Raw genomic sequence first — 22593 nt, forward strand, 5'->3', positions numbered from 1 at the left:
CAAGAATCAACTTCTTGATTGTGGGGCCTTAGCTCAGCTGGGAGAGCGCCTGCTTTGCACGCAGGAGGTCAGCGGTTCGATCCCGCTAGGCTCCATTGTCAGACAAGACGTTAAAATCACTTGAACATTGAAAACTAAATAACAATATCTAATAACGATAAATAAACCAAAAGCTGTGAATTTTAAAGAATTTACAAACTTATACTTGAAAAACGATGATTTTAAATCATCATGGCAAAGTTAATAAGGGCGCACGGTGGATGCCTTGGCACTAAGAGCCGAAGAAGGACGTGACTAACGACGATATTCTAGGGGGAGCAGTAAGTACGCATTGATCCCTAGGTCTCCGAATGGGGAAACCCAGCTGCTACTAGCAGTTATTCATGAGTGAATACATAGCTCATGTAAAGGTAACGCAGAGAACTGAAACATCTAAGTACCTGCAGGAAGAGAAAGTAAAAACGATTTCGTAAGTAGCGGCGAGCGAACGCGAAGAAGGGCAAACCAAGAAGCTTGCTTCTTGGGGTTGTAGGACTGCAACGTGGACTTAAGCATTATAGTCGAATAACCTGGGAAGGTTAATCAAAGAGGGTAATAATCCCGTAGACGAAATAGCGCTTATACCTAGCAGTATCCTGAGTAGGGCTGGACACGCGAAATCCAGTTTGAATCCGGGAGGACCATCTCCCAACCCTAAATACTCCTTAGTGACCGATAGTGAACCAGTACCGTGAGGGAAAGGTGAAAAGAACCCCGAGAGGGGAGTGAAATAGCACCTGAAACCGTGTGCCTACAAGAAGTTCGAGCCCGTTAATGGGTGAGAGCGTGCCTTTTGTAGAATGAACCGGCGAGTTACGTTATGATGCGAGGTTAAGTTGAAGAGACGGAGCCGTAGGGAAACCGAGTCTGAATAGGGCGACTTAGTATCATGATGTAGACCCGAAACCTAGTGACCTATCCATGAGCAGGGTGAAGGTGTGGTAAGACGCACTGGAGGCCCGAACCAGGACACGTTGAAAAGTGTTTGGATGACTTGTGGATAGCGGAGAAATTCCAAACGAACTGGGAGATAGCTGGTTCTCTCCGAAATAGCTTTAGGGCTAGCGTCGAAATGTAAGTGTATTGGAGGTAGAGCACTGTTTGGGTGAGGGGTCCGTCTAGGATTACCAATCTCAGATAAACTCCGAATGCTAATACACATGTTCGGCAGTCAGACTGCGAGTGCTAAGATCCGTAGTCGAAAGGGAAACAGCCCAGACCAACAGCTAAGGTCCCAAAATATATGTTAAGTGGAAAAGGATGTGGGGTTGCACAGACAACTAGGATGTTAGCTCAGAAGCAGCTATCATTCAAAGAGTGCGTAATAGCTCACTAGTCGAGTGACCCTGCGCCGAAAATGTACCGGGGCTAAACATATTACCGAAGCTTTGGATTGATATTTTATCAATGGTAGGAGAGCGTTCTTAACCGCGAAGAAGGTATACCGTGAGGAGTGCTGGAGCGTTAAGAAGTGAGAATGCCGGTATGAGTAGCGCAAGATAAGTGAGAATCTTATCCACCGTAAGACTAAGGTTTCCAGGGGAAGGCTCGTCCGCCCTGGGTTAGTCGGGACCTAAGGCGAGGCCGAAAGGCGTAGTCGATGGACAACTGGTTGATATTCCAGTACTAGATATGATCGTGATGGAGGGACGCAGTAGGCTAAGAGATGCCAGTTAATGGATTCTGGTCTAAGCAGTGAGGTGTGAGATGTGTCAAATGCATTTCTCTCTAACATTGAGCTGTGATGGGGAAGCAACTACGGTTGCGAACTCTCTGATGTCACACTGCCAAGAAAAGCTTCTAGCGTAAAGTCATATCTACCCGTACCGCAAACCGACACAGGTAGTCGAGGCGAGTAGCCTCAGGTGATCGAGAGAACTCTCGTTAAGGAACTCGGCAAAATAGCCCCGTAACTTCGGGAGAAGGGGTGCTGGTGTAAAAGCCAGCCGCAGTGAATAGGCCCAAGCAACTGTTTATCAAAAACACAGCTCTCTGCTAAACCGCAAGGTGATGTATAGGGGGTGACGCCTGCCCGGTGCTGGAAGGTTAAGAGGAGTGCTTAGACGTAAGTCGAAGGTATGAATTGAAGCCCCAGTAAACGGCGGCCGTAACTATAACGGTCCTAAGGTAGCGAAATTCCTTGTCGGGTAAGTTCCGACCCGCACGAAAGGCGTAATGATTTGGGCACTGTCTCAACGAGAGACTCGGTGAAATTTTAGTACCTGTGAAGATGCAGGTTACCCGCGACAGGACGGAAAGACCCCATGGAGCTTTACTGTAGTTTGATATTGAGTACCTGTAAGTCATGTACAGGATAGGTAGGAGCCATTGAAATAGGGACGCTAGTTTCTATTGAGGCGTTGTTGGGATACTACCCTTGACTTATGGTTACTCTAACCCGCTGGCATAATCGGCCAGGGAGACAGTGTCTGACGGACAGTTTGACTGGGGCGGTCGCCTCCTAAAGAGTAACGGAGGCGCTCAAAGGTTGGCTCAGATTGGTTGGAAATCAATCGTAGAGTGTAAAGGTAAAAGCCAGCTTGACTGCGAGAGCTACAACTCGAGCAGGTAGGAAACTAGGACTTAGTGATCCGGTGGTACCGCATGGAAGGGCCATCGCTCAACGGATAAAAGCTACCCTGGGGATAACAGGCTTATCTCCCCCAAGAGTTCACATCGACGGGGAGGTTTGGCACCTCGATGTCGGCTCGTCGCATCCTGGGGCTGTAGTCGGTCCCAAGGGTTGGGCTGTTCGCCCATTAAAGCGGCACGCGAGCTGGGTTCAGAACGTCGTGAGACAGTTCGGTCCCTATCCGTCGCGGGCGTAGGTAATTTGAGAGGATCTGTCCTTAGTACGAGAGGACCGGGATGGACTTACCGCTGGTGTACCAGTTGTTCCGCCAGGAGCACGGCTGGATAGCTATGTAGGGAAGGGATAAGCGCTGAAAGCATCTAAGTGCGAAGCCCACCTCAAGATGAGATTACCCATTCGTAAGAATTAAGAGCCCAGAGAGATGATCTGGTAGATAGGCTGGAAGTGGAAGAGTTGCGAGACTTGGAGCGGACCAGTACTAATCGCTCGAGGACTTTACCAAAAGAGTCAAATATAAAAAGCTTAAGGTTTAGAAGTTAGAAGAATTGTTATTTAGTTTTGAATGTTCAAGGTAACATTTAATGATTTGGTCATCATTGCGATGGAGATACACCTGTTCCCATGTCGAACACAGAAGTTAAGTCCATCTACGGCGGAAGTACTTGGGGGTTGCCCCCTGGGAGATAGGCAAGTGGCCAAGTTTTGGGAGTTTAGCTCAGCTGGGAGAGCATCTGCCTTACAAGCAGAGGGTCAGCGGTTCGATCCCGTTAACTCCCATTGGTTGTTTCAGCCATTAAGTGAATAAAGGTTCTGTAGTGTAGCGGTTATCACGTCGCCCTGTCACGGCGAAGATCGCGGGTTCGATTCCCGTCAGAACCGTTAGTAGAAATACTAATGACTCGTTAGCTCAGTTGGTAGAGCATTTGACTTTTAATCAAAGGGTCGCTGGTTCGAGCCCAGCACGGGTCATAATCCTAGCGGATGTGGCGGAATTGGCAGACGCACTAGATTTAGGATCTAGCGCTTAACGGCGTGGGGGTTCAAGTCCCTTCATCCGCATACTAGGTATTAGCCGACTTAGCTCAGTTGGTAGAGCATCTGATTTGTAATCAGAGGGTCGCGTGTTCGAATCATGTAGTCGGCATTGTCGTTAAGACACAAAGTTTAAGTGCGAACGTAGTTCAGGGGTAGAACACAACCTTGCCATGGTTGGGGTCGCGAGTTCGAATCTCGTCGTTCGCTTACTAGTATTATTGCTAGTTATATATCTAATTGTTATTTGCAGGCGTGGCTCAACTGGATAGAGTACCTGACTACGAATCAGGCGGTTGTAGGTTCGAATCCTACCGCTTGCATATAACGGGAAGTAGCTCAGCTTGGTAGAGTACTTGGTTTGGGACCAAGGTGTCGCAGGTTCGAATCCTGTCTTCCCGATTGATGTTTTTACATCAATTTGACTTAGGTCAAAAATGGCGGTGTAGCTCAGCTGGCTAGAGCGTTCGGTTCATACCCGAGAGGTCGGGGGTTCGATCCCCTTCGCCGCTATATTTATCAGCTGGATCTTTAGCTCAGTTGGTTAGAGCTATCGGCTCATAACCGATCGGTCGCTGGTTCGAATCCAGCAAGATCCATATCTTTGGCTCGGTAGCTCAGTTGGTAGAGCAATGGATTGAAGCTCCATGTGTCGGCGGTTCGATTCCGTCTCGCGCCATTCTTTGTTAGCGGATGTAGTTTAATGGTAGAACCCCAGCCTTCCAAGCTGGCTACGCGAGTTCGATTCTCGTCATCCGCTTAGTTTTCAATTGAAAACAGTAATTTGGGAGTTTAGCTCAGTTGGTTAGAGCACTGTGTTGATAACGCAGGGGTCCCAGGTTCGAATCCTGGAATTCCCATAATGGATATGTAACGTATCTATTCATTGTTAATAAGCCTATGGGGGGTTACTCAAGAGGCTGAAGAGGACGGTTTGCTAAATCGTTAGGTCGGGAAACCGGCGCGAGGGTTCGAATCCCTTACCCCCCTTTGTTCGACGTCTATTCTTTAATAGGCGTCTTTTAGACTTTAAAGCCATAAACTCAGTAAGATTTCGTAAGTTATATTTATTTTAGAAAATGAATGATGATTATGAACCTTTCTGAAGTGTTATACTTATTTTATGAGATTACTTTTATGATTAATCGTAGGGAAGGAAGGGGGAGATTATGGTTTCACTTGACACTGAGGTTGTTAATGATTTAAAGTCAAAAGTTAATATTGCTGATTTAATTTCACAGTATGTTGCTTTAAGTCGTACAGGTAAGAATTATATTGGTTTATGCCCTTTTCATGGTGAGAAAACTCCTTCCTTTAATGTAAATGCTGAAAAAGGTTTTTATCATTGTTTTGGTTGTGGGCGCTCTGGTGATGTGATTGAGTTTTTAAAAGAATACAATCAAGTTGGATTCGTTGATGCTGTTAAGGAACTGGCTGATTTTGCAGGAGTTACTCTTAACATTTCTGATGATAGAGAAGAAAAAAATAATCCAAATGCACCATTGTTTGAAATCAATAACCAGGCTGCTCGTTTATACAATATTCTATTGATGTCAACGGAGTTGGGTGAACGGGCTAGGAAATATCTTGAGGAGCGGGGGATTACTGATGATGTAATCAAGAGATTTAATATTGGTTTAGCTCCTGAAGAAAATGATTTTATTTTTAAAAATTTATCAAATAAGTTTGATGAAGAAATTATGGCAAAGTCTGGTTTATTTCATTTCTCAAATAATAAAGTTTTTGATGCTTTTACGAACCGAATCATGTTTCCAATCACCAACGAATATGGACAGACAATTGGTTTTTCTGGACGTAAATGGCAGGAAAATGATGATTCTAAAGCCAAATATATTAATACTTCAGCAACAACTATATTTGATAAATCTTATGAACTTTGGAATTTAGATAAAGCAAAACCAACAATTTCAAAGCAGCATGAAGTCTATTTAATGGAAGGTTTTATGGATGTTATTGCGTCTTATAAAGCTGGAATAAATAATGTTGTTGCCTCAATGGGGACGGCATTAACCGAAAAACACGTCCGCCGTTTGAAACAAATGGCAAAAAAATTCGTATTAGTTTATGATGGAGATTCTGCTGGGCAAAATGCAATTTATAAGGCCATTGATTTGATTGGTGAATCTGCTGTACAGATTGTAAAGGTTCCAGAAGGACTTGATCCAGATGAGTATTCTAAAAATTATGGTTTGAAGGGATTATCTGCCTTAATGGAAACGGGGCGTATTCAACCCATTGAATTTTTAATTGATTATTTGAGACCTGAAAACCTTGCTAATTTACAAACGCAACTTGATTTTATTGAACAGATTTCTCCTATGATTGCAAAGCTCCCATCAATTACGGCGCAGGATGCTTATATAAGAAAATTAGTTGAGATTTTGCCTGATTTCGAGTATAATCAAGTGGAGCAGGCTGTAAATTTACGGCGTGAAAATATGACAATTACTGACCATTCTGTCAGTAATTTAGAAGCTTCAAGTTTGACCGAAAGTTTTACTGACGAAAATGATTATTCTAGTCTTGAATCGGTCATGCCTGTAGATTTTGAGGAGGCTTATTATGAGAATAATGTTAAAACTCAACAAACTTACAGAAGAAGTGAACCGGCTCAAGTTATTCAGCCATCTGTTCAGGTTCCTAAGTTGTCACGTTCGGAAAAGGCCGAAGAAATGCTACTCCATCGAATGATTTATCATTCATCAGTTTTGAAAAAATTTTCTCAAGATGAAAATTTTAGATTCGTCCATAAGCGTTATCAGGATTTATTTGATAAAATCTTGCTTGAAGCAATGGTTTATGAGCAAATTGATGAATCACACTTAGCAAGTGAGCTGTCAGACGAAGAACGTAGTCTGTTTTACCAGATTATAAGTTTAGATTTACCTGATACAGCATCAAGTCAGGAAATCAATGACTTAGTTTCCATTTTTTCTAATGAAATGGAACAAATAAAATTTGAAGAACTCATTCAACAGTTGGCAACTGCTGAGAAAGCAGGAAACAAAGAACGTGTCTTAGAGTTGACTCTTCAGATTATTAACCAAAAGAAAAAATTATGATAATTTTTTACTGACAATTGGCTAGTCTATTTAATGACAGTTTTGTCAGTAGTTTTACCCAAAGAGGAGGAGCGAATTGGCAGCAAATAAAAAAAGAATAAGTCAAATTTCAAAAGAAACTGGCGTTCAAAACCGTGTTTTGGTTGAGAAGGCTCAAGAAATTGGCTTACTTGTAAAATCACATTCAAGTTCAGTTGGACCTGGTGAAGAACGTCGTCTTCTTGAAGCATTAAATGTTAAACCTGTTGTTGTTGAAAAGATGGATAGTCCTAAGACATTAGCAAGAGTTGAAGTCAAAGAAAATGGTGATACTTTTAACGTAAAAGCTTATGAAAAAGCAGTTAAAAGCTATATTACCAAACGTAAACCTTTGGGTGAAGCGCTTGATGAAGAAATCATGGATGAACTTTCTGTTAAATTTGGGATTGTTGATGATGCGCTTGAAGACTTGTTTAAACAAATTCAAGATGCAGGAATTTCAATTGTGGATAAAGATGGAAATCCAAGTCCTTTGGCTCTTGTTACTGATGAAATTGAAAAAGAAGAAGTTTCAGATACTGCAATGGATGAAATTGTTACGAATGTTCGTATCGATGACCCTGTTCGCATGTATCTTAAAGAAATCGGTCGTTATCCGTTGATTTCTCTTGATGAAGAAACAAAACTTGCTGAAGCAATTATTGCTGGTGGTGAAGGGGCAGAATTTGCGAAACAAATGCTTGCCGAAGCTAACTTGCGTTTGGTTGTTTCAATTGCAAAACGTTATTCTGGACGTGGAATGCAATTTTTGGACTTGATTCAAGAAGGAAATATGGGCTTGATGAAGGCTGTGGATAAATTTGACCATACAAAAGGATTCAAGTTCTCGACTTATGCCACATGGTGGATTCGACAAGCAATTACACGTGCGATTGCTGACCAAGCCCGCACGATTCGTATTCCAGTGCATATGGTTGAAACAATCAATAAATTGATTCGTGTTCAACGTAATCTTTTGCAAGAACTCGGACGCGATCCTTCACCAGAAGAAATTGGTAAAGAGTTGCACATGGCGCCAGATAAAGTTCGTGAAGTTCTGAAAATTGCTCAAGAACCAGTCTCACTCGAAACACCTATCGGTGAAGAAGATGATTCACATCTTGGTGACTTCATTGAGGATGATGTAATCGAATCACCTGTTGATTATACAAACCGTATTCTTTTACGTGAACAGTTAGATGAAGTCATGGATACTTTGACTGACCGTGAAGAAAATGTTTTGAGAATGCGTTTTGGTCTTGATGATGGACGCATGCATACTTTGGAAGATGTTGGTAAACAATTCAAAGTAACACGTGAACGTATTCGTCAGATTGAAGCAAAAGCAATCAAAAAACTTCGTCACCCACGTCGTTCTAAACCATTGCGTGACTTTATGTAATTTAAAAACTTACTGATGGAAGTGTCAGTAAGTTTTTTTAATAGGAATTGTTAAATTATATTTAACATACTTATTCGTAAAAATTTTTATATTATATTATATTTTGGCTCTACTGACAGCTTTGTCAGTATTTTTTTATCAAAAATTTATTTATAAAGTTCAAAAGACTTGCTAAATTTTCCTAAAATGATTATAATAAAAATATCAATGGTCAAATATGGTCAAACTTTTTATTTTAAAAGGGAGAAATGATTTATTGATTTTTTAAATTTGATGTAAAATGAAAGTAACCGTTATCACTTAAATTATAAATAAGGAGAGAAAATGACGACTACTGTCTATTTTGAAAAAAATGGTGGCATTGATATTGAACTTAGAGGAGCAAGAAAAGTTCTTTCTTTAAGAAAACATATCAAGATTGACCCGGAAAATTTGGAATCTGTTCAACTTGTTTCTGATATGAAAAAACCAAAATTCTATAAAAAAGTAGCAGGAACTAACGCTTGGTATTACGGCGGTTGGTTCAGAGAAAACGGCGAAAATGAGTTTTGGGATGTCCGAAATAACGAGCGAGTTCTAGTCATCACCACAAAAAATTTCAAATATAAAAAACTTTACATCGAAGTTGGTCCTGATTTTAGATTAAATCCTTCCAAGCTGTGAAGGAAAAATTAGTTTAAAATTAATTACTGAGAATTAAGAGGAGGAAAGCGATGCTTTGTCAAAATTGTAATATTAATGAAGCTACGATTCACCTTTACACAAGTGTAAATGGTCAGAAAAAACAAATTGATTTGTGCCAAAACTGTTATCAAATTATGAAATCTGGCGGTCAAGAAGCTTTATTTGGCGCAGGAAATGCCTCAAATGGAAATTCTGATGAACCATTTAATCCATTTAATGATATCTTTAGTGCTTTGCACGGTCAAGATTTTAATGGAGCAGCAAGCACTCAAACTCCACCAACACAAACAGGTGGACGTGGTCCGCGCGGTCCGCAAAATCCTCGGGCAAAACAACCTAAAGGAATGTTAGAAGAATTTGGAATTAACATTACAGAGTCAGCTCGTCGTGGTGAAATTGACCCAGTGATTGGGCGTGATGAAGAAATCAAACGGGTCATTGAGATTTTAAATCGCAGGACTAAGAATAATCCTGTGTTAATTGGTGAACCTGGTGTTGGTAAAACAGCAGTTGTTGAAGGTTTAGCGCAAAAAATTGTGGACGGAGATGTGCCACAAAAACTACAAAATAAAGAAGTGATTCGTCTTGATGTTGTTTCTCTTGTTCAAGGAACAGGAATTCGGGGTCAATTTGAAGAACGAATGCAAAAATTAATGGATGAAATCAGAAAACGTAATGATGTGATTATGTTTATTGATGAAATCCATGAAATTGTTGGTGCTGGTTCTGCCGGAGATGGCAATATGGATGCGGGAAATATCCTAAAACCTGCGCTTGCGCGTGGTGAGCTTCAATTGGTCGGAGCAACAACGCTCAATGAATATCGCATCATTGAAAAAGATGCTGCGCTTGAACGTCGGATGCAACCTGTCAAAGTTGATGAACCATCAGTTGAAGAAACGATTACGATTCTTCGAGGGATTCAACCACGCTATGAAGATTATCATCACGTGAAATACACTGATGAGGCGATTGAAGCAGCTGCTCATTTGTCAAATCGTTACATTCAAGATCGTTTCTTACCAGATAAAGCCATTGACCTTTTGGATGAGTCGGGTTCTAAGAAAAATCTAACATTGAAATTTGTTGATCCTGAAGATATCAATCGTCGAATTGCAGAAGCAGAAAAGAAGAAAAATGAAGCGACTCAAGCTGAAGATTTTGAAAAAGCCGCTCATTTCCGTGATCAAATCAGCAAACTTCGTGAATTGCAAAATCATGAGGTTTCAGATGAAGAAAGTCCAGTCATCACTGAGAAAGATATTGAGCAAATTGTGGAACAAAAAACTCAAATTCCAGTTGGTGATTTGAAAGAAAAAGAACAAACCCAATTGATTAATTTGGCTGATGATTTGAAAGCACATGTGATTGGTCAGGATGAAGCAGTGGATAAGATTGCTAAAGCTATCCGTCGTTCTCGTGTGGGACTTGGTAAACCTAATCGTCCAATTGGATCTTTCCTTTTCGTTGGTCCAACAGGTGTTGGTAAAACAGAACTTGCTAAGCAATTGGCTAAAGAATTATTTGGCTCAAGCGAAAGTATGATTCGTTTTGACATGTCGGAATACATGGAAAAACATTCGGTGGCCAAATTGATTGGAGCCCCTCCAGGATATGTGGGTTATGAAGAAGCTGGTCAATTGACTGAACGTGTTCGTCGTAATCCCTACAGTTTGATTTTATTAGATGAAATCGAAAAAGCACATCCAGATGTGATGCACATGTTCTTGCAAATTCTTGAAGATGGACGTCTGACAGACGCACAAGGACGGACAGTATCCTTTAAAGATAGTTTGATTATTATGACTTCTAATGCCGGAACTGGTAAAGTTGAAGCCTCTGTAGGATTTGGTGCTGCTCGTGAGGGACGAACTAAATCAGTGCTTGGTCAACTTGGCGATTTCTTTAGCCCTGAATTCATGAACCGTTTTGACGGAATTATTGAATTCTCTGCTTTGAGCAAAGAAAACCTCCTTAAAATTGTTGATTTGATGCTTGATGAAGTCAACGAACAAATTGGACGTAATGATATTCATCTTAGTGTCACTCAAGCAGCAAAAGAAAAATTAGTTGATTTAGGTTACAATCCAGCAATGGGTGCAAGACCACTTCGTAGAACGATTCAAGAAAATATCGAAGATTCAATTGCTGACTTCTATATTGAACATCCTGAGTACAAAGAATTGGTTGCTGATTTGATTGATGATAAAATTGTTATCTCTAATCAAGCTCAAGAAGCAGCAGAAACGACTGATGAAGAAGTTCCTGCTGAATAAAAAATGTCTGTCAGTAAAATTTTTAGTGACAGAAAAAATAAAATAATAAAACAATGAAATAAAGAAATAATGAAATAATGAAAAATTGCTGACATGAATCTTGTCAGCAATTTTTCTATCTACAACTTCAATGCTCCCCGTGGTCGCATTGAACTGACATGAATCTTGTCAGCAATTTTTCTATCTACAAGTTCAATACTCCGCTTGGTTGCATTGAACTGACATGAATCTCGTCAGCAATTTTTTCGATTCACAACTTCATTGTTAGTAATGAATTGACAGTCTGTCAGTAAATTATTTAATCCATTTCATCAATCCATTCATCAAGATAACCAAGATTATAATTATATTGAGTTTCATCAGCAACTTGGGCTAGTGAAACATTTGATAGTGTTCTGACAAGTGTATTTTCAATTTCATCAAGAGCGCTTGTAATGGCACAGCGTTTGGCTTTACCAGACTCTTCGCCAATAAAGTTTTGCAAAAGACCTTGACTTTGAAAAATTCGACCCCGTCCTTCGATGGCCAAAAAGACATCGTAAAAACTAATATCATGAAGGTCTTTGTTGAGTGAAAAACCGCCATTTTTCCCAGGAGTAGAGCGTAAAAGTCCCTCATCAACTAAAGATTTAATAATTTTTTTGAGATATGAAGGCGAAACTTTGAGACGATTGGCAAGTGCAATTGATGACATGGTCCGATTTTCAGGAAGTCTTGCCAAAATAAGTAATACATAAACAGATTGTTCCCAACCAGATGATAATTTCATGATGAAGCTCCTTAAATATTTTAAATTAAAAAAGATTGACACTAAGACAAAAAAGTAGTATCATTTACATTAGAGATAAGAGATATCTCCAATAACTATAATCATTTATTTCTATTATAGCAGAAAAAGAGAAGAATCTCATCATCTAAATAAAAAAACGGAGGACTACGTCATGGTAGTTAAAGTTGGTATTAACGGTTTTGGTCGTATTGGACGTTTGGCATTACGTCGAATTCAAGAAGTCGAAGGAGTTGAAGTAGCACATATCAACGATTTGACAGACCCAGCAATGCTTGCACATTTGCTAAAATATGATACAACTCAAGGACGTTTTAAAGGGACTGTTGAAGTCAAAGAAGATGGTTTTGATGTCAACGGAAAATTTGTGAAAGTTACGGCTGAACGTAATCCAGAAGACATTCAATGGGCTGATTCTGGTGTTGAAATTGTGCTTGAAGCCACAGGTTTCTTTGCCACTAAAGAAAAAGCTGAAAAACATTTGCATCCTGGTGGAGCTAAGAAAGTTTTGATTACAGCACCTGGTGGAAATGATGTTAAAACTGTTGTCTTCAATACAAACCACACAATTCTTGATGGAACTGAAACAGTTATCTCTGCCGGTTCTTGTACTACAAATAGCTTAGCACCAATGGCGGACGCTTTAAATAAAAACTTTGGTGTTAAAGGTGGAACAATGACCACTGTTCACTCTTATACTGGTGACCAAATGACACTTGATGGTCCCCATCGTGGTGGGGACTTCCGTCGTGCGCGTGCTGCTGCCGAAAACATTGTTCCAGCGTCAAGTGGAGCGGCTAAAGCAATTGGTCTTGTTTTGCCTGAACTTTCTGGTTTGATGAAAGGTCATGCTCAACGTGTTTCAACTCCAACAGGATCAATTACCGAACTTGTCACTGTACTTGAAAAACACGTTACAGTTGACGAAATCAATGAAGCAATGAAAGCTGCCGCTGATGAAAGCTTTGGCTATAATGTTGATGAAATTGTTTCATCTGATATTATCGGTATGGCTTATGGTTCACTTTTTGATGCTACATTAACTGAAGTGACTGACTTAAAAGACGGTGGACAATTAGTTAAAACAGCTGCTTGGTATGATAATGAAATGAGTTTCACTGCTCAATTAATTCGTACTCTTGAATATTTTGCAAAAATTGCTAAATAAGAATTTACCTTTATCATTTTCTAAAAACTTGTCAGTAACTTTTACTGACAAGAATTAAAAATTAGAAAATGAAATAAAAAATTACTGACGGAAATTCTGTCAGTAATTTTTCTATTCATAAATTCATCAGTAAATTTGGCGATTATTTAACAATAATCATACCATCTTTAATTTCCCAAGGGTCATTCATATTGATGTGGTCATAGAACATAACACCGTTCGTGTGGTCAATCTCATGCTGAACACAAATTGCTGGGAAATCTTTTAAGCGAATTTTTTTCTTTTCGCCTTCTTTATTGTAGTATTCCACAGTGACACGAGCATGACGAACGACATAACCTGGAACTTCCCGGTCAACAGAAAGACAACCTTCGCCACCTTCAACAGCAGCATCTTGGACAGAGTGGCTAACCACTTTTGCATTATACATGATTTCACGCATTTTGTAAGCTTCTTTAGGTGGAATTTCATTTCCATCTTCATCAACTTCAGGTTCATTTGGAATCAAAACGGCAATGACTTTTTTGAGCAAGCCAAGTTGGTTTGCTGCAAGTCCAACTCCACCACGGAGTCCCATTTTTTCAGCCATGACAGGATCTTGAGAATTATGCAAGAACTGCAACATTTTTTCTCCTAAGATAATGTCTTCATCTGACAATGGCAAGGTTACATCATTTGCCACTTCACGTAAAGTTGGATAACCTTCACGAATAATATCGTCCATGCTAATCATGTGACTTGCTTTAATTAAATTTGCTTGAATTTCATCACGATTCATTATTAATAAAACTTCCTTATCTTTTTTTGAATATAAATTAATTATAGCATATTTTTAGCGATGAAAATGGTAAAATTGTATTAGAAGATTAATAATAAGACAAATTTTACATCTATAGAATTCGGTAAACCTATTACTAAAAAGAGGATAAAAATGAAAGAATACAGACAAAATGTTGCAGCCATTATTCTCAACAAAGAAAACAAAATTTGGCTAGGTAAACGAGCAGACGGGATGAGCTGGGGCTTCCCACAAGGTGGAATTGAAGCTGGTGAAAAACCAGAGACAGCTATTATTCGAGAACTCTCAGAAGAAATTGGCACAAAAGATTTTGAAATCATTGGACAATATCCAGGAACTTTAAAATATGATTTTCCTAAAGAGATGAAATTTCCAACTTGGACTTTTGCTGGACAAGAACAACATTATTTTCTTGTACGATTGCACGAAGGAGCAAAAATTAATCTTGAAAGCCATCCTGAAGAAATTGAATTTTCAACTTATCAATTTTTAGGACTTTCTGAAATTCGTAAAATGGATTTTGGCTTTAAAAATGATGTTTATCATCAAGCATTAGATTATTTTTCAAAGGTAATAGAAAAGAATTAAAGGAAAAAGAATGGCTATAGAAAGAATAACAGATAATAAATTTGAACTTGTTTCAAAATATGAGCCAGCCGGTGACCAAGGTGAGGCGATTGCTGAGTTAGTAGATAATATTGAGAATGGGGAAAAAGCTCAAATTTTACGGGGAGCAACAGGAACAGGGAAAACTTACACCATGAGTCAAGTGATTGCACGGACAGGTAAACCTACTCTTGTTATGGCTCATAATAAAACACTGGCTGGTCAATTATACAGTGAATTTAAAGAATTTTTCCCAAATAATGCAGTGGAGTATTTCGTATCCTACTATGATTATTATCAACCAGAAGCCTATGTTCCAAGTTCTGACACCTATATTGAAAAAGACAGTTCGGTCAATGATGAAATTGACAAATTGCGTCACAGTGCGACCTCAAGCTTATTGGAACGTAATGATGTGATTGTTGTGGCCTCAGTTTCTTGTATTTATGGTTTGGGTTCACCCAAAGAGTATCAAGATTCGGTGGTTTCATTGCGCCCAGGTCAAGAAATTTCTCGTGACCAACTTTTAAACGATTTGGTAGGAATTCAATTTGAACGAAATGATATTGACTTTCAACGGGGCTGTTTTCGGGTTCGTGGGGATGTTGTAGAAGTTTTTCCAGCCTCTCGTGATGAGCATGCCTTTCGCGTTGAATTTTTCGGTGATAAAATTGACCGTATCCGTGAAATTGAAGTATTGACCGGACAAGTTTTAGGTGAAGTGGACCATTTGGCAATTTTCCCAGCGACACATTTCATGACAAATGATGACCGTATGGAAGAATCAATTGCCAAGATAGAAGCAGAATTAGAAGAGCAATTAAAAGTTTTCCGCTCAGAAGGAAAACTCCTTGAAGCTCAACGTTTAGAACAAAGAACCAACTACGATATCGAAATGCTCCGTGAAATGGGTTATTGTAATGGGGTCGAAAACTATTCACGTCATATGGATGGGCGTGAGGAAGGCGAACCTCCTTATACCTTGCTTGATTTCTTTCCTGATGATTTCATGATTATGATTGATGAATCACATATGACAATGGGGCAAGTAAAAGGAATGTATAACGGTGACAGAGCCCGTAAAGAAATGCTTTGTAATTATGGCTTTCGTCTGCCTTCAGCCCTTGATAACCGTCCTTTAAAAAGAGAAGAATTTGAAAGTCATGTGCATCAAATTGTTTATGTTTCAGCAACCCCTGGCGACTATGAGATGGAGCAGACCGATACTATTGTTGAACAAATCATTCGTCCAACAGGTCTATTAGATCCTGTCGTAGAAGTTCGACCAATGATGGGACAAATCGATGATTTAGTTGGTGAAATTCATAAACGAGCTGAGAAAAATGAACGAGTATTTGTTACGACTTTGACTAAAAAGATGTCCGAAGATTTGACGGCCTATTTCAAGGAAATGGGGATAAAAGTTAAATATATGCACTCGGATATCAAAACATTAGAACGAACCGAAATTATTCGGGATTTGCGTTTAGGAGTCTTTGATGTTCTGGTGGGAATAAATCTGCTTCGCGAAGGGATTGACGTGCCAGAAGTTTCTTTAGTAGCGATTTTGGATGCTGATAAAGAAGGATTTTTACGTAATGAACGTGGTTTGATTCAGACGATCGGTCGTGCGGCACGTAATAGTGAAGGGCACGTTATTCTTTATTCTGATATGGCTAAACCACTCGACGAAAATGATCCTGTGGATAAAGAAATCTTAGATAGTGGTTATTATACAGAATACGAGGGTCAAAAGTATAAAATAACGCGTTCAATGAAACATGCGATGGATGAAACAGCCCGCAGGCGTGAAATTCAAATGGCTTATAATGAAGAACATGGAATCACACCTCAAACGATCAAAAAAGAAATTCGTGATTTGATTGCCATTACTAAGAAAACTGATTCTGGTGAGATTGAAGAAGTCGATGCAAGTGCAATGACTAAGAAAGAACGTAAAGCATTAGTCAAAAAACTTGAAAAAGAAATGCAACAAGCGGCTAGCGCCCTCGACTTTGAAGGAGCTGCTCAGTTACGTGATATGGTATTAGAATTACGTGCGATGGATTGATTAATAATTAATAAAAATTCACTCATTGAGTGAATTTTTATTTTGCATCAAGTATAAAAGTACAGTTTTTATCTAAAAATCTTTGTTTTTTTAATAATTATAATATAAATATGCAAAAATTCTTGACAAAATAATTTTAAAATGTATAATTATACTTATTCTATTTATAAAAGAGGTTTAAGGATGAACAAGAAGATGAAAAAATTAGCATTGGGAATGGTCGGTTTGGCCGCAGTAGCAACATTAGCAGCTTGTGGAAATGGAAAATCGGCTACTAATCAAGTGGATAAAGTAAAAAAAGCCGGCGTATTGAAAGTTGCTTTATCTCCAGATTATCCACCCTTTGAATTCCAAATTATTAAAGATGGTAAGAATACAGTCGTGGGCTCTGATGTTGATTTGGCCAATGCTATTGGTAAAAAGCTAGGAGTTAAAGTGAAAATTGAAAGCATGGACTTTAACAATGTTTTAGCTAGTTTAAATACAGGAAAAGCAGATATTGCGATTTCGGGAATTTCAAAGGAACCTAGTCGTGAAAAATCTGTCAATTTCTCAGATGTATATTATACAGCAAGTAATTATTTAGTTGTGAAAAAATCTGATTTAAGTAAATATAGTTCAGTAGATGATTTCAAAGGTAAAAAAGTAGCGGCACAAAAAGGGTCAACTCAAGAAGGAATTGTAACCAGTCAATTCAAAGGAGCAACAGAGATTGCCTTGCCACAAATTGGCGATGAAATCAATGAAGTCAAAGGGGGACAAGTACAAGGAGCCGTGATTGAAAACCTTATTGCTAAGAGTTATGTCGCAGCTAATTCAGATTTAGCGATTGCTAATGTGGATGTAAAAACGCCAAAAGATAGTTATGGTTCAGCGGTTGCACTTCCTAAAGGTTCAGATGAATTAACAAAGGTTGTCAATTCTGTCATTAAAGAAGAATTGAAGAACGGACAAATTAATAAAGATATTCAAAAGAACTACACGCTTTCTGAAAATAATAAATAGTTTGGTGGAAATTTATGGAAAAAGCTGTAGACTTATTAAAAAGTTTGGTTAATATTCCGTCAAGTTCAGGAAATGAAGAAGAGATTTTAATATTTCTTGAAAAATGGTTTATTGAGAAGCAATTTGATTTTGTTATTCGCAAAGAAACTTTTGTCGCCGGACAAATTAAAGCAAAAGGTAAAAAAGAACAAAAAAAAGAAGCCATTATCTTAACTGGGCATGTTGATACTGTCGTTTCAGGTCATTTAGCTGACTGGAAATTTTCGCCTACCGATGCAAGAGTAGAAGAGGGAAAACTCTTTGGACTTGGTGCGAGTGATATGAAAGGTGGCGATGTTGGAAACTTACTTGCTGCTGCAAGTTTTATTGGTAAAGATTTAAGTCAAGATATTTGGGTCGTGGGGACGGCTAACGAAGAACTTGATGGTAAGGGTTCAGAAGATTTTGCTCGTTATTTTAGTGAAAATTGGAGCTATGACTCAGCTTGTTGCATTATTGCAGAACCAACTGATTTAGAGAAGATTTATATTGGGCAACGTGGAAATCATTTTATGAAGCTACATTTTTCTGGGAAGGCTGGTCATGCTTCGGTACAAGAACATTTTCAGCAAAGCGCTTTAGGGGCGGTTACTTATTTTCTAGAAAATATTGAGAAAATCGTTGAAGACTTGAAAATTTACAAAAATAGTCAGCTTGGTCTGCCAACTTTTGTAGTGACATCAATTCTCTCTGGGGATGAAAATTCTCCTAATAAAACAGCCGACTTCGCTGAACTTGTGGTTGACTGTCGTTTAACTCCTGAATTGGAAGAGGTATTTGAGCAAGTCATGAGTGAGTTAGCTGTGCAGTATCATTTTACTTATGAAGATACTGTGACACCTGTTTTATCAACTTTGACCGATAATCAAGCTCCATTCATTCAGTTACTGACAGACTTATCTGGCGCGAAAACAACGGCGGATTCGGGTTCTAATGATCAAGGATTTTTTGAAAATGTTGGGATTAGAACGGTTGTTTTTGGACCAGGACAGCATGAACAATGCCACATTGCAAATGAATCTATTATTCTTGAAAAGTTGGAAGAACATATTGAAATTTTACAATCCTTTATTAAAAAAATGCAGGAGAGTTAAGATATTTACTGACAAATCCTGTATATAATAAAAAAATTTACTGACAAAGACTGTCAGTAAATTTTTTTTAGTTTGTTTGTTCAGCTGCTTCATCAACGATGAAAGTGAACTGACAAGTGGTTACTTTTTTACCATCAACATAAGCTGCGGCATCAGCAGTTCCTACTTTTCCACGGAATTTTGTAATTTCAAATTCAAGTTTCATTACATCACCAGGAGTGACTTTTTGACGGAATTTTGCTTTATCAATTCCACCAATATAAGCCATTTTTCCTTGAAATTCTTCTTTTTTGAGAATCAAAATTGAACCAGCTTGAGCGAGTGATTCAAGAATCAAAACACCAGGGAAAGTTGGATTACCAGGGAAATGTCCATTAAAAACTTCTTCGTTAATCGTTACATTTTTCGTTGCAACAATTTTATTTTCAGAAATTTCATCAACGTAGTCAATAAACATGATAGGATAGCGGTTCGGAATAACTTCCATCACTTCTGTAGCAGTCATAGCGTATTTTTTAGTCATTTTTTATTCCTTTTCTTATTAAAAATTAATGAAAAGCCCGAGTAATCAGGGAAAAAGAGCCATCACTCTAACTTGACAGTTCAACATTTTTAAGTTAAAATTTTATGTATCAAGTATTTTGATATACAAAACCTTTTACAATTAATATTATCAATTTCTTGTGAGAGTGTCAACTTTTTTATATGACTTGTAAAGGTAAAGTGATTAAATTTATTTTTTTTTATTTGCTAGTCGCTTAAACCTGATTATTTTAAAGAAAAGGACTTATTTTATTTATGTTTTTAGAAGGTAAAAAAATTGTTATCATGGGTGTTGCTAACAATAAATCTATTGCTTGGGGCTGTGCTAAAGCAATGAAAGATCAAGGTGCAACATTAATTTATACTTACCAAAATGAACGAATGGAAAAACAATTAGCTAAATTGGCTGAACCAGAAGATTTGCTCATTGAATGTGATGTAACTTCTGATGAATCTATTCGCCGTGCTTTTGGTACAATTGAGGCACGTGTCGGTAAAATTGACGGACTTGTTCATGCCATTGCTTACTCTAAAAAAGAAGAGCTTGGTGGGAATGTTACAGATATCTCTCGCGATGGTTATGCCCTTGCTCAAGATATTTCAGCTTACAGCTTGCTTGCTGTTGCTAAAGCAGCAAAACCATTGCTTAAAAAAGGTTCTGGTATCGTAACTTTGACTTACATGGGTTCAGTTCGTGCCATTCCTAACTACAATGTTATGGGAATTGCTAAAGCAGCTCTTGAATCTACAGTTCGTTATCTTGCTGCTGAAATGGCACATGTAGGTGTCCATGTGAACGGAATTTCTGCAGGAGCAATTAAAACACTTGCGGTTTCTGGAGTTTCAGGTTACAAAGATTTGATTAAAGAATCTGACAGCCGTACAGCTGACGGTGTTGGTGTAACAATTGATGAAGTTGGTCAAACAGCTGCTTTCCTTGTTAGCCCACTTGCCTCAGGTGTCATTGGTGATATTGTTTATGTTGATAAAGGTGTTCATTTAACATAAGAATAAAGAGAAAAATACTGATTATTTTTATCTAGATTGATAAAAATAATCAGTATTTTTTTGACCTCGAAGTAATGTAAAAGAAATTTAATATTAACAAAAAATATATTGAAGTAAATAAGTTAAAGCTCTATCATTGTTTTAACGAATAATTGTTATTATCCAGAATCTTTTTGAATATAGTGGCTTATCTCTCTCTTTTGTAGAAAAATTGAATTAAAGAAGGAATGTCAATTTAATTATTTAATATGGAGGTATAAATATGAAACTCATGAAGAAAACTCTTGTAACTCTCGCAGTCACCCTGGGGATGTCAGCTGCTCTAAGTACGGCTGTAAATGCGACAACTAAAACAACTAATGCTTCTATTTCTGTTTTAAATATTATCACAATGGCGGATCGTGTCTATTTCTAGTATAATGGAAAAGCGATTAGTACAGCTACAGCTTTTCAGAGTGCTCATAGTTTTACTCCGACAAACTGGGTCACTCAAAATGGAATTTCACTTATTAATAAAAACGGTTATTGGGGACGAATTTATCAAGGAAAATATACTGTGGGCTCAGGTATAAATGCTGGAAAATTTGGTCATGTGGGAATTAGTTTTAATAAGTATATACGGACAACTATTCTTGGAAATGGTCAATGGACCTATTCTACATTTAATTGATAATATTAGTGAAAATATGTACATGATTAAAATTTAGTTGTGTACATATTTTTTATAAAGGAGAATAAATGGTAATTGAGATTCAAAATCTATCTTTTAATTTCAAAACACAAAATATTTTTGAGAATACAACAGTTTCTTTCACAGAAGGTAAAATCTCGTTTATTATGGCGCCAAACGGTAGAGGTAAGACAACACTATTGAAACTTATTTTAGGAAGTCTAAATGCAAACCAAGGTCTTATAAATAATCCAGCTAAAAATAATGATACATATGTTCTATTTGATAATTTAGAACTCTATAAAAATTTAACTGGAATGGACAATATTCTTTTTTTTACAAATTTTAGATATTCTACATCGACAATTGAAGAGAGAGCTCAACGGTATCTTTCAGAAGAAAGACTGTCAAAACGAGTATCAACCTATTCTCTTGGTGAAGGGAAAAGATTATCATTGATTATATGGAACCTATTAGAACCTTCTTTAACGATGATGGATGAAGTGACAAACGGATTGGATTATGAGAGTTTAAATATTCTTAAAGAAGACCTTATCAGGTCAAAAAATGAGAAAATTATTTTATTAACAGGTCATCAATTTGAGTTTTACGAAGAGATTATTGATGATTTATATGTGATAAAAAATAAAAAAATTTTAAAGGTGGATAAAGGAGGTTTGAAAAAAATTTATGAAAGTAACTTTAATTAAAGAGATTTTCTATCTTAGCAAATCCAAAATTTATCTAGTAATTTTTGGAATAATAATCGGCTTATTGATTTTAGGAATATTCCAAGCAAGCCTTAATTTAAAAGGAGCTGAGAGTCTTTTTGTGGAGGACAGACAATCCGATATTAATTTTCAAAAAAATATTCATAAAGAGTATTCTATTTCTAATAATGGCAATCAATCTATACTTAATAATGCCACTCGCTATGATTATGAGCAATTAAATCAAGCCAATCAAGCAATCAGTTTTGTGGGATTTCCACAATTCATATTTAAATCTTATGGGATGACAATTATTTCTTTACTTGCTGGTTTCTTTGGAATACTTGTTGCAAACTATGATTATAAATTTGGGACCTTCAAAAGGAGACTTGGACAACAGGGGTGGAAGATAATTTTATTAGGAAAATCTGTTGGGATAGTTGTATCATTAATTGTAATGTATTTGCTTATTTTTAGTTTGGCAGCTTGTTCTGGTGAAGTTTTACACTTATTCTTTAAGTCTGAAAACGCTGGAAAATATGGGCAATCATTGTTTCCACTTATTAATTCAGATAGTTTTTATTTATTATTTTTTAGCTTTGTGATTGGATTAGCATTAGCAATGATGTGTTTTGCGTTAACTTTAGCCAGTAAACGAGCAAACCTGATAGGGAGTGCTTTTATGATTTATTTATTTATCTTACCAAATACTGGTTGCTTCGATTGGAGTAATATGACATTAAATATTTTTGCACCATTTGGTAACCATCTAGGTGTGCCACCTCTTTCAATGACCCAAATCTCTCCTTTATTTATTTTAGTGCTATTTGTGACTTATCTTTTAATTATTCTTACTGGAGGAATGTTGATATTTTTTAAGCATACACGCTATAATATATAAGAAAAGTTACTGACAGAACTCTCATTTTAATCTGAACTAGAAATTATAGATTCAATAAATAAAAA

At 37.6% G+C, this 22593-nt stretch carries 16 protein-coding genes, 15 tRNA genes and 2 rRNA genes; 30 read left to right on the plus strand and 3 right to left on the minus strand.

Annotated elements, in window-relative coordinates; genetic code table 11:
* Positions 1–22: 22 nt before the first annotated feature.
* From QJV49_RS10175 to QJV49_RS10275, 21 genes are all read left to right on the plus strand, one after another.
* Positions 23–95, plus strand: a tRNA-Ala gene (locus QJV49_RS10175).
* A 138-nt stretch (positions 96–233) separates the two neighbouring features.
* A 23S ribosomal RNA gene (locus QJV49_RS10180) occupies positions 234–3134 on the plus strand.
* Between the two features lie 83 nt (positions 3135–3217).
* Positions 3218–3333, plus strand: a 5S ribosomal RNA gene (gene rrf / locus QJV49_RS10185).
* 3 nt (positions 3334–3336) lie between these two features.
* Positions 3337–3409 (plus strand) — tRNA-Val (locus QJV49_RS10190).
* A gap of 29 nt (positions 3410–3438) precedes the next feature.
* Positions 3439–3511: transfer RNA gene (locus QJV49_RS10195), tRNA-Asp, on the plus strand.
* Positions 3512–3528: 17 nt separating this feature from the next.
* Positions 3529–3601: transfer RNA gene (locus tag QJV49_RS10200), tRNA-Lys, on the plus strand.
* 8 nt (positions 3602–3609) lie between these two features.
* Positions 3610–3691, plus strand: a tRNA-Leu gene (locus QJV49_RS10205).
* Between the two features lie 12 nt (positions 3692–3703).
* A tRNA-Thr gene (locus QJV49_RS10210) sits at positions 3704–3776 on the plus strand.
* A gap of 26 nt (positions 3777–3802) precedes the next feature.
* Positions 3803–3874 (plus strand) — tRNA-Gly (locus QJV49_RS10215).
* Between the two features lie 39 nt (positions 3875–3913).
* Positions 3914–3987, plus strand: a tRNA-Arg gene (locus QJV49_RS10220).
* A gap of 5 nt (positions 3988–3992) precedes the next feature.
* Positions 3993–4066, plus strand: a tRNA-Pro gene (locus QJV49_RS10225).
* 37 nt (positions 4067–4103) lie between these two features.
* Positions 4104–4177, plus strand: a tRNA-Met gene (locus QJV49_RS10230).
* A 12-nt stretch (positions 4178–4189) separates the two neighbouring features.
* Positions 4190–4263, plus strand: a tRNA-Ile gene (locus tag QJV49_RS10235).
* Positions 4264–4270: 7 nt separating this feature from the next.
* A tRNA-Phe gene (locus QJV49_RS10240) sits at positions 4271–4343 on the plus strand.
* A gap of 10 nt (positions 4344–4353) precedes the next feature.
* Positions 4354–4424: transfer RNA gene (locus QJV49_RS10245), tRNA-Gly, on the plus strand.
* Positions 4425–4450: 26 nt separating this feature from the next.
* Positions 4451–4524 (plus strand) — tRNA-Ile (locus QJV49_RS10250).
* 42 nt (positions 4525–4566) lie between these two features.
* A tRNA-Ser gene (locus QJV49_RS10255) sits at positions 4567–4654 on the plus strand.
* A gap of 179 nt (positions 4655–4833) precedes the next feature.
* Positions 4834–6747 (plus strand): DNA primase, encoded by a 1914-nt coding sequence (gene dnaG, locus QJV49_RS10260; RefSeq protein WP_225511537.1) that lies wholly within the window; start codon positions 4834–4836, stop codon positions 6745–6747.
* 259 nt (positions 6748–7006) lie between these two features.
* Positions 7007–8167 (plus strand): RNA polymerase sigma factor RpoD, encoded by a 1161-nt coding sequence (gene rpoD, locus QJV49_RS10265; RefSeq protein ID WP_026138868.1) that lies wholly within the window; start codon positions 7007–7009, stop codon positions 8165–8167.
* A 324-nt stretch (positions 8168–8491) separates the two neighbouring features.
* On the plus strand, positions 8492–8830 hold the full coding sequence (locus tag QJV49_RS10270) for a hypothetical protein (RefSeq protein WP_003130824.1): 339 nt from the start codon (positions 8492–8494) through the stop codon (positions 8828–8830).
* Positions 8831–8880: 50 nt separating this feature from the next.
* The gene (locus tag QJV49_RS10275) at positions 8881–11127 is read left to right on the plus strand and encodes an ATP-dependent Clp protease ATP-binding subunit (RefSeq protein ID WP_225511538.1); all 2247 of its coding nucleotides are present in this window, start codon (positions 8881–8883) and stop codon (positions 11125–11127) included.
* 298 nt (positions 11128–11425) lie between these two features.
* Here the strand turns inward: QJV49_RS10275 and QJV49_RS10280 are convergent, their stop codons facing one another.
* On the minus strand, positions 11426–11896 hold the full coding sequence (locus QJV49_RS10280) for an Rrf2 family transcriptional regulator (RefSeq protein ID WP_225511539.1): 471 nt from the start codon (positions 11894–11896) through the stop codon (positions 11426–11428).
* Positions 11897–12068: 172 nt separating this feature from the next.
* Between QJV49_RS10280 and gap the strand changes: the two genes are divergently transcribed.
* On the plus strand, positions 12069–13082 hold the full coding sequence (gene gap / locus QJV49_RS10285) for a type I glyceraldehyde-3-phosphate dehydrogenase (protein ID WP_003130818.1): 1014 nt from the start codon (positions 12069–12071) through the stop codon (positions 13080–13082).
* 142 nt (positions 13083–13224) lie between these two features.
* Here gap and def read toward each other — a convergent pair whose 3' ends face one another.
* Positions 13225–13860 carry a peptide deformylase gene (def, locus tag QJV49_RS10290; protein WP_003130816.1) on the minus strand — a complete coding sequence of 212 codons (636 nt, stop codon included), beginning with the start codon at positions 13858–13860 and terminating at the stop codon, positions 13225–13227.
* 153 nt (positions 13861–14013) lie between these two features.
* Between def and QJV49_RS10295 the strand changes: the two genes are divergently transcribed.
* The 4 genes from QJV49_RS10295 (at position 14014) to QJV49_RS10310 (ending at position 18696) form a co-directional block, all read left to right on the plus strand.
* A complete protein-coding gene (locus tag QJV49_RS10295; protein ID WP_225511540.1) occupies positions 14014–14469 on the plus strand; it encodes an RNA pyrophosphohydrolase in 456 nt (151 codons plus the stop codon).
* A gap of 10 nt (positions 14470–14479) precedes the next feature.
* The gene (uvrB, locus tag QJV49_RS10300; RefSeq protein WP_225511541.1) at positions 14480–16558 is read left to right on the plus strand and encodes an excinuclease ABC subunit UvrB; all 2079 of its coding nucleotides are present in this window, start codon (positions 14480–14482) and stop codon (positions 16556–16558) included.
* Positions 16559–16753: 195 nt separating this feature from the next.
* Complete coding sequence (locus QJV49_RS10305) at positions 16754–17563, plus strand: ABC transporter substrate-binding protein (protein WP_081037457.1); 810 nt, start codon at positions 16754–16756, stop codon at positions 17561–17563.
* A gap of 14 nt (positions 17564–17577) precedes the next feature.
* A complete protein-coding gene (locus tag QJV49_RS10310) occupies positions 17578–18696 on the plus strand; it encodes a M20 family metallopeptidase (RefSeq protein ID WP_225511542.1) in 1119 nt (372 codons plus the stop codon).
* A 67-nt stretch (positions 18697–18763) separates the two neighbouring features.
* On the opposite strand, the gene fabZ is transcribed toward QJV49_RS10310, so the two are convergent.
* Positions 18764–19219: a 3-hydroxyacyl-ACP dehydratase FabZ gene (gene fabZ / locus QJV49_RS10315; protein WP_003130498.1), complete on the minus strand. Its 456-nt coding sequence runs from the start codon at positions 19217–19219 to the stop codon at positions 18764–18766.
* Between the two features lie 275 nt (positions 19220–19494).
* Here fabZ and fabI point away from each other — a divergent pair, with 275 nt between their 5' ends.
* From fabI to QJV49_RS10335, 4 genes are all read left to right on the plus strand, one after another.
* Positions 19495–20247 (plus strand): enoyl-ACP reductase FabI, encoded by a 753-nt coding sequence (gene fabI, locus QJV49_RS10320; protein WP_012897290.1) that lies wholly within the window; start codon positions 19495–19497, stop codon positions 20245–20247.
* Between the two features lie 262 nt (positions 20248–20509).
* Complete coding sequence (locus QJV49_RS10325; protein ID WP_225511543.1) at positions 20510–20662, plus strand: hypothetical protein; 153 nt, start codon at positions 20510–20512, stop codon at positions 20660–20662.
* Positions 20663–20985: 323 nt separating this feature from the next.
* Complete coding sequence (locus QJV49_RS10330) at positions 20986–21627, plus strand: ATP-binding cassette domain-containing protein (RefSeq protein WP_225511544.1); 642 nt, start codon at positions 20986–20988, stop codon at positions 21625–21627.
* On the plus strand, positions 21608–22528 hold the full coding sequence (locus tag QJV49_RS10335) for an ABC transporter permease (RefSeq protein ID WP_225511545.1): 921 nt from the start codon (positions 21608–21610) through the stop codon (positions 22526–22528). The genes QJV49_RS10330 and QJV49_RS10335 overlap by 20 nt, the downstream gene beginning before the upstream one ends.
* The last annotated feature ends 65 nt before the right edge of the window (positions 22529–22593 follow it).

Source organism: Lactococcus sp. NH2-7C (assembly GCF_029953655.1).
Classification (GTDB): Bacteria; Bacillota; Bacilli; order Lactobacillales; family Streptococcaceae; genus Lactococcus; species Lactococcus lactis.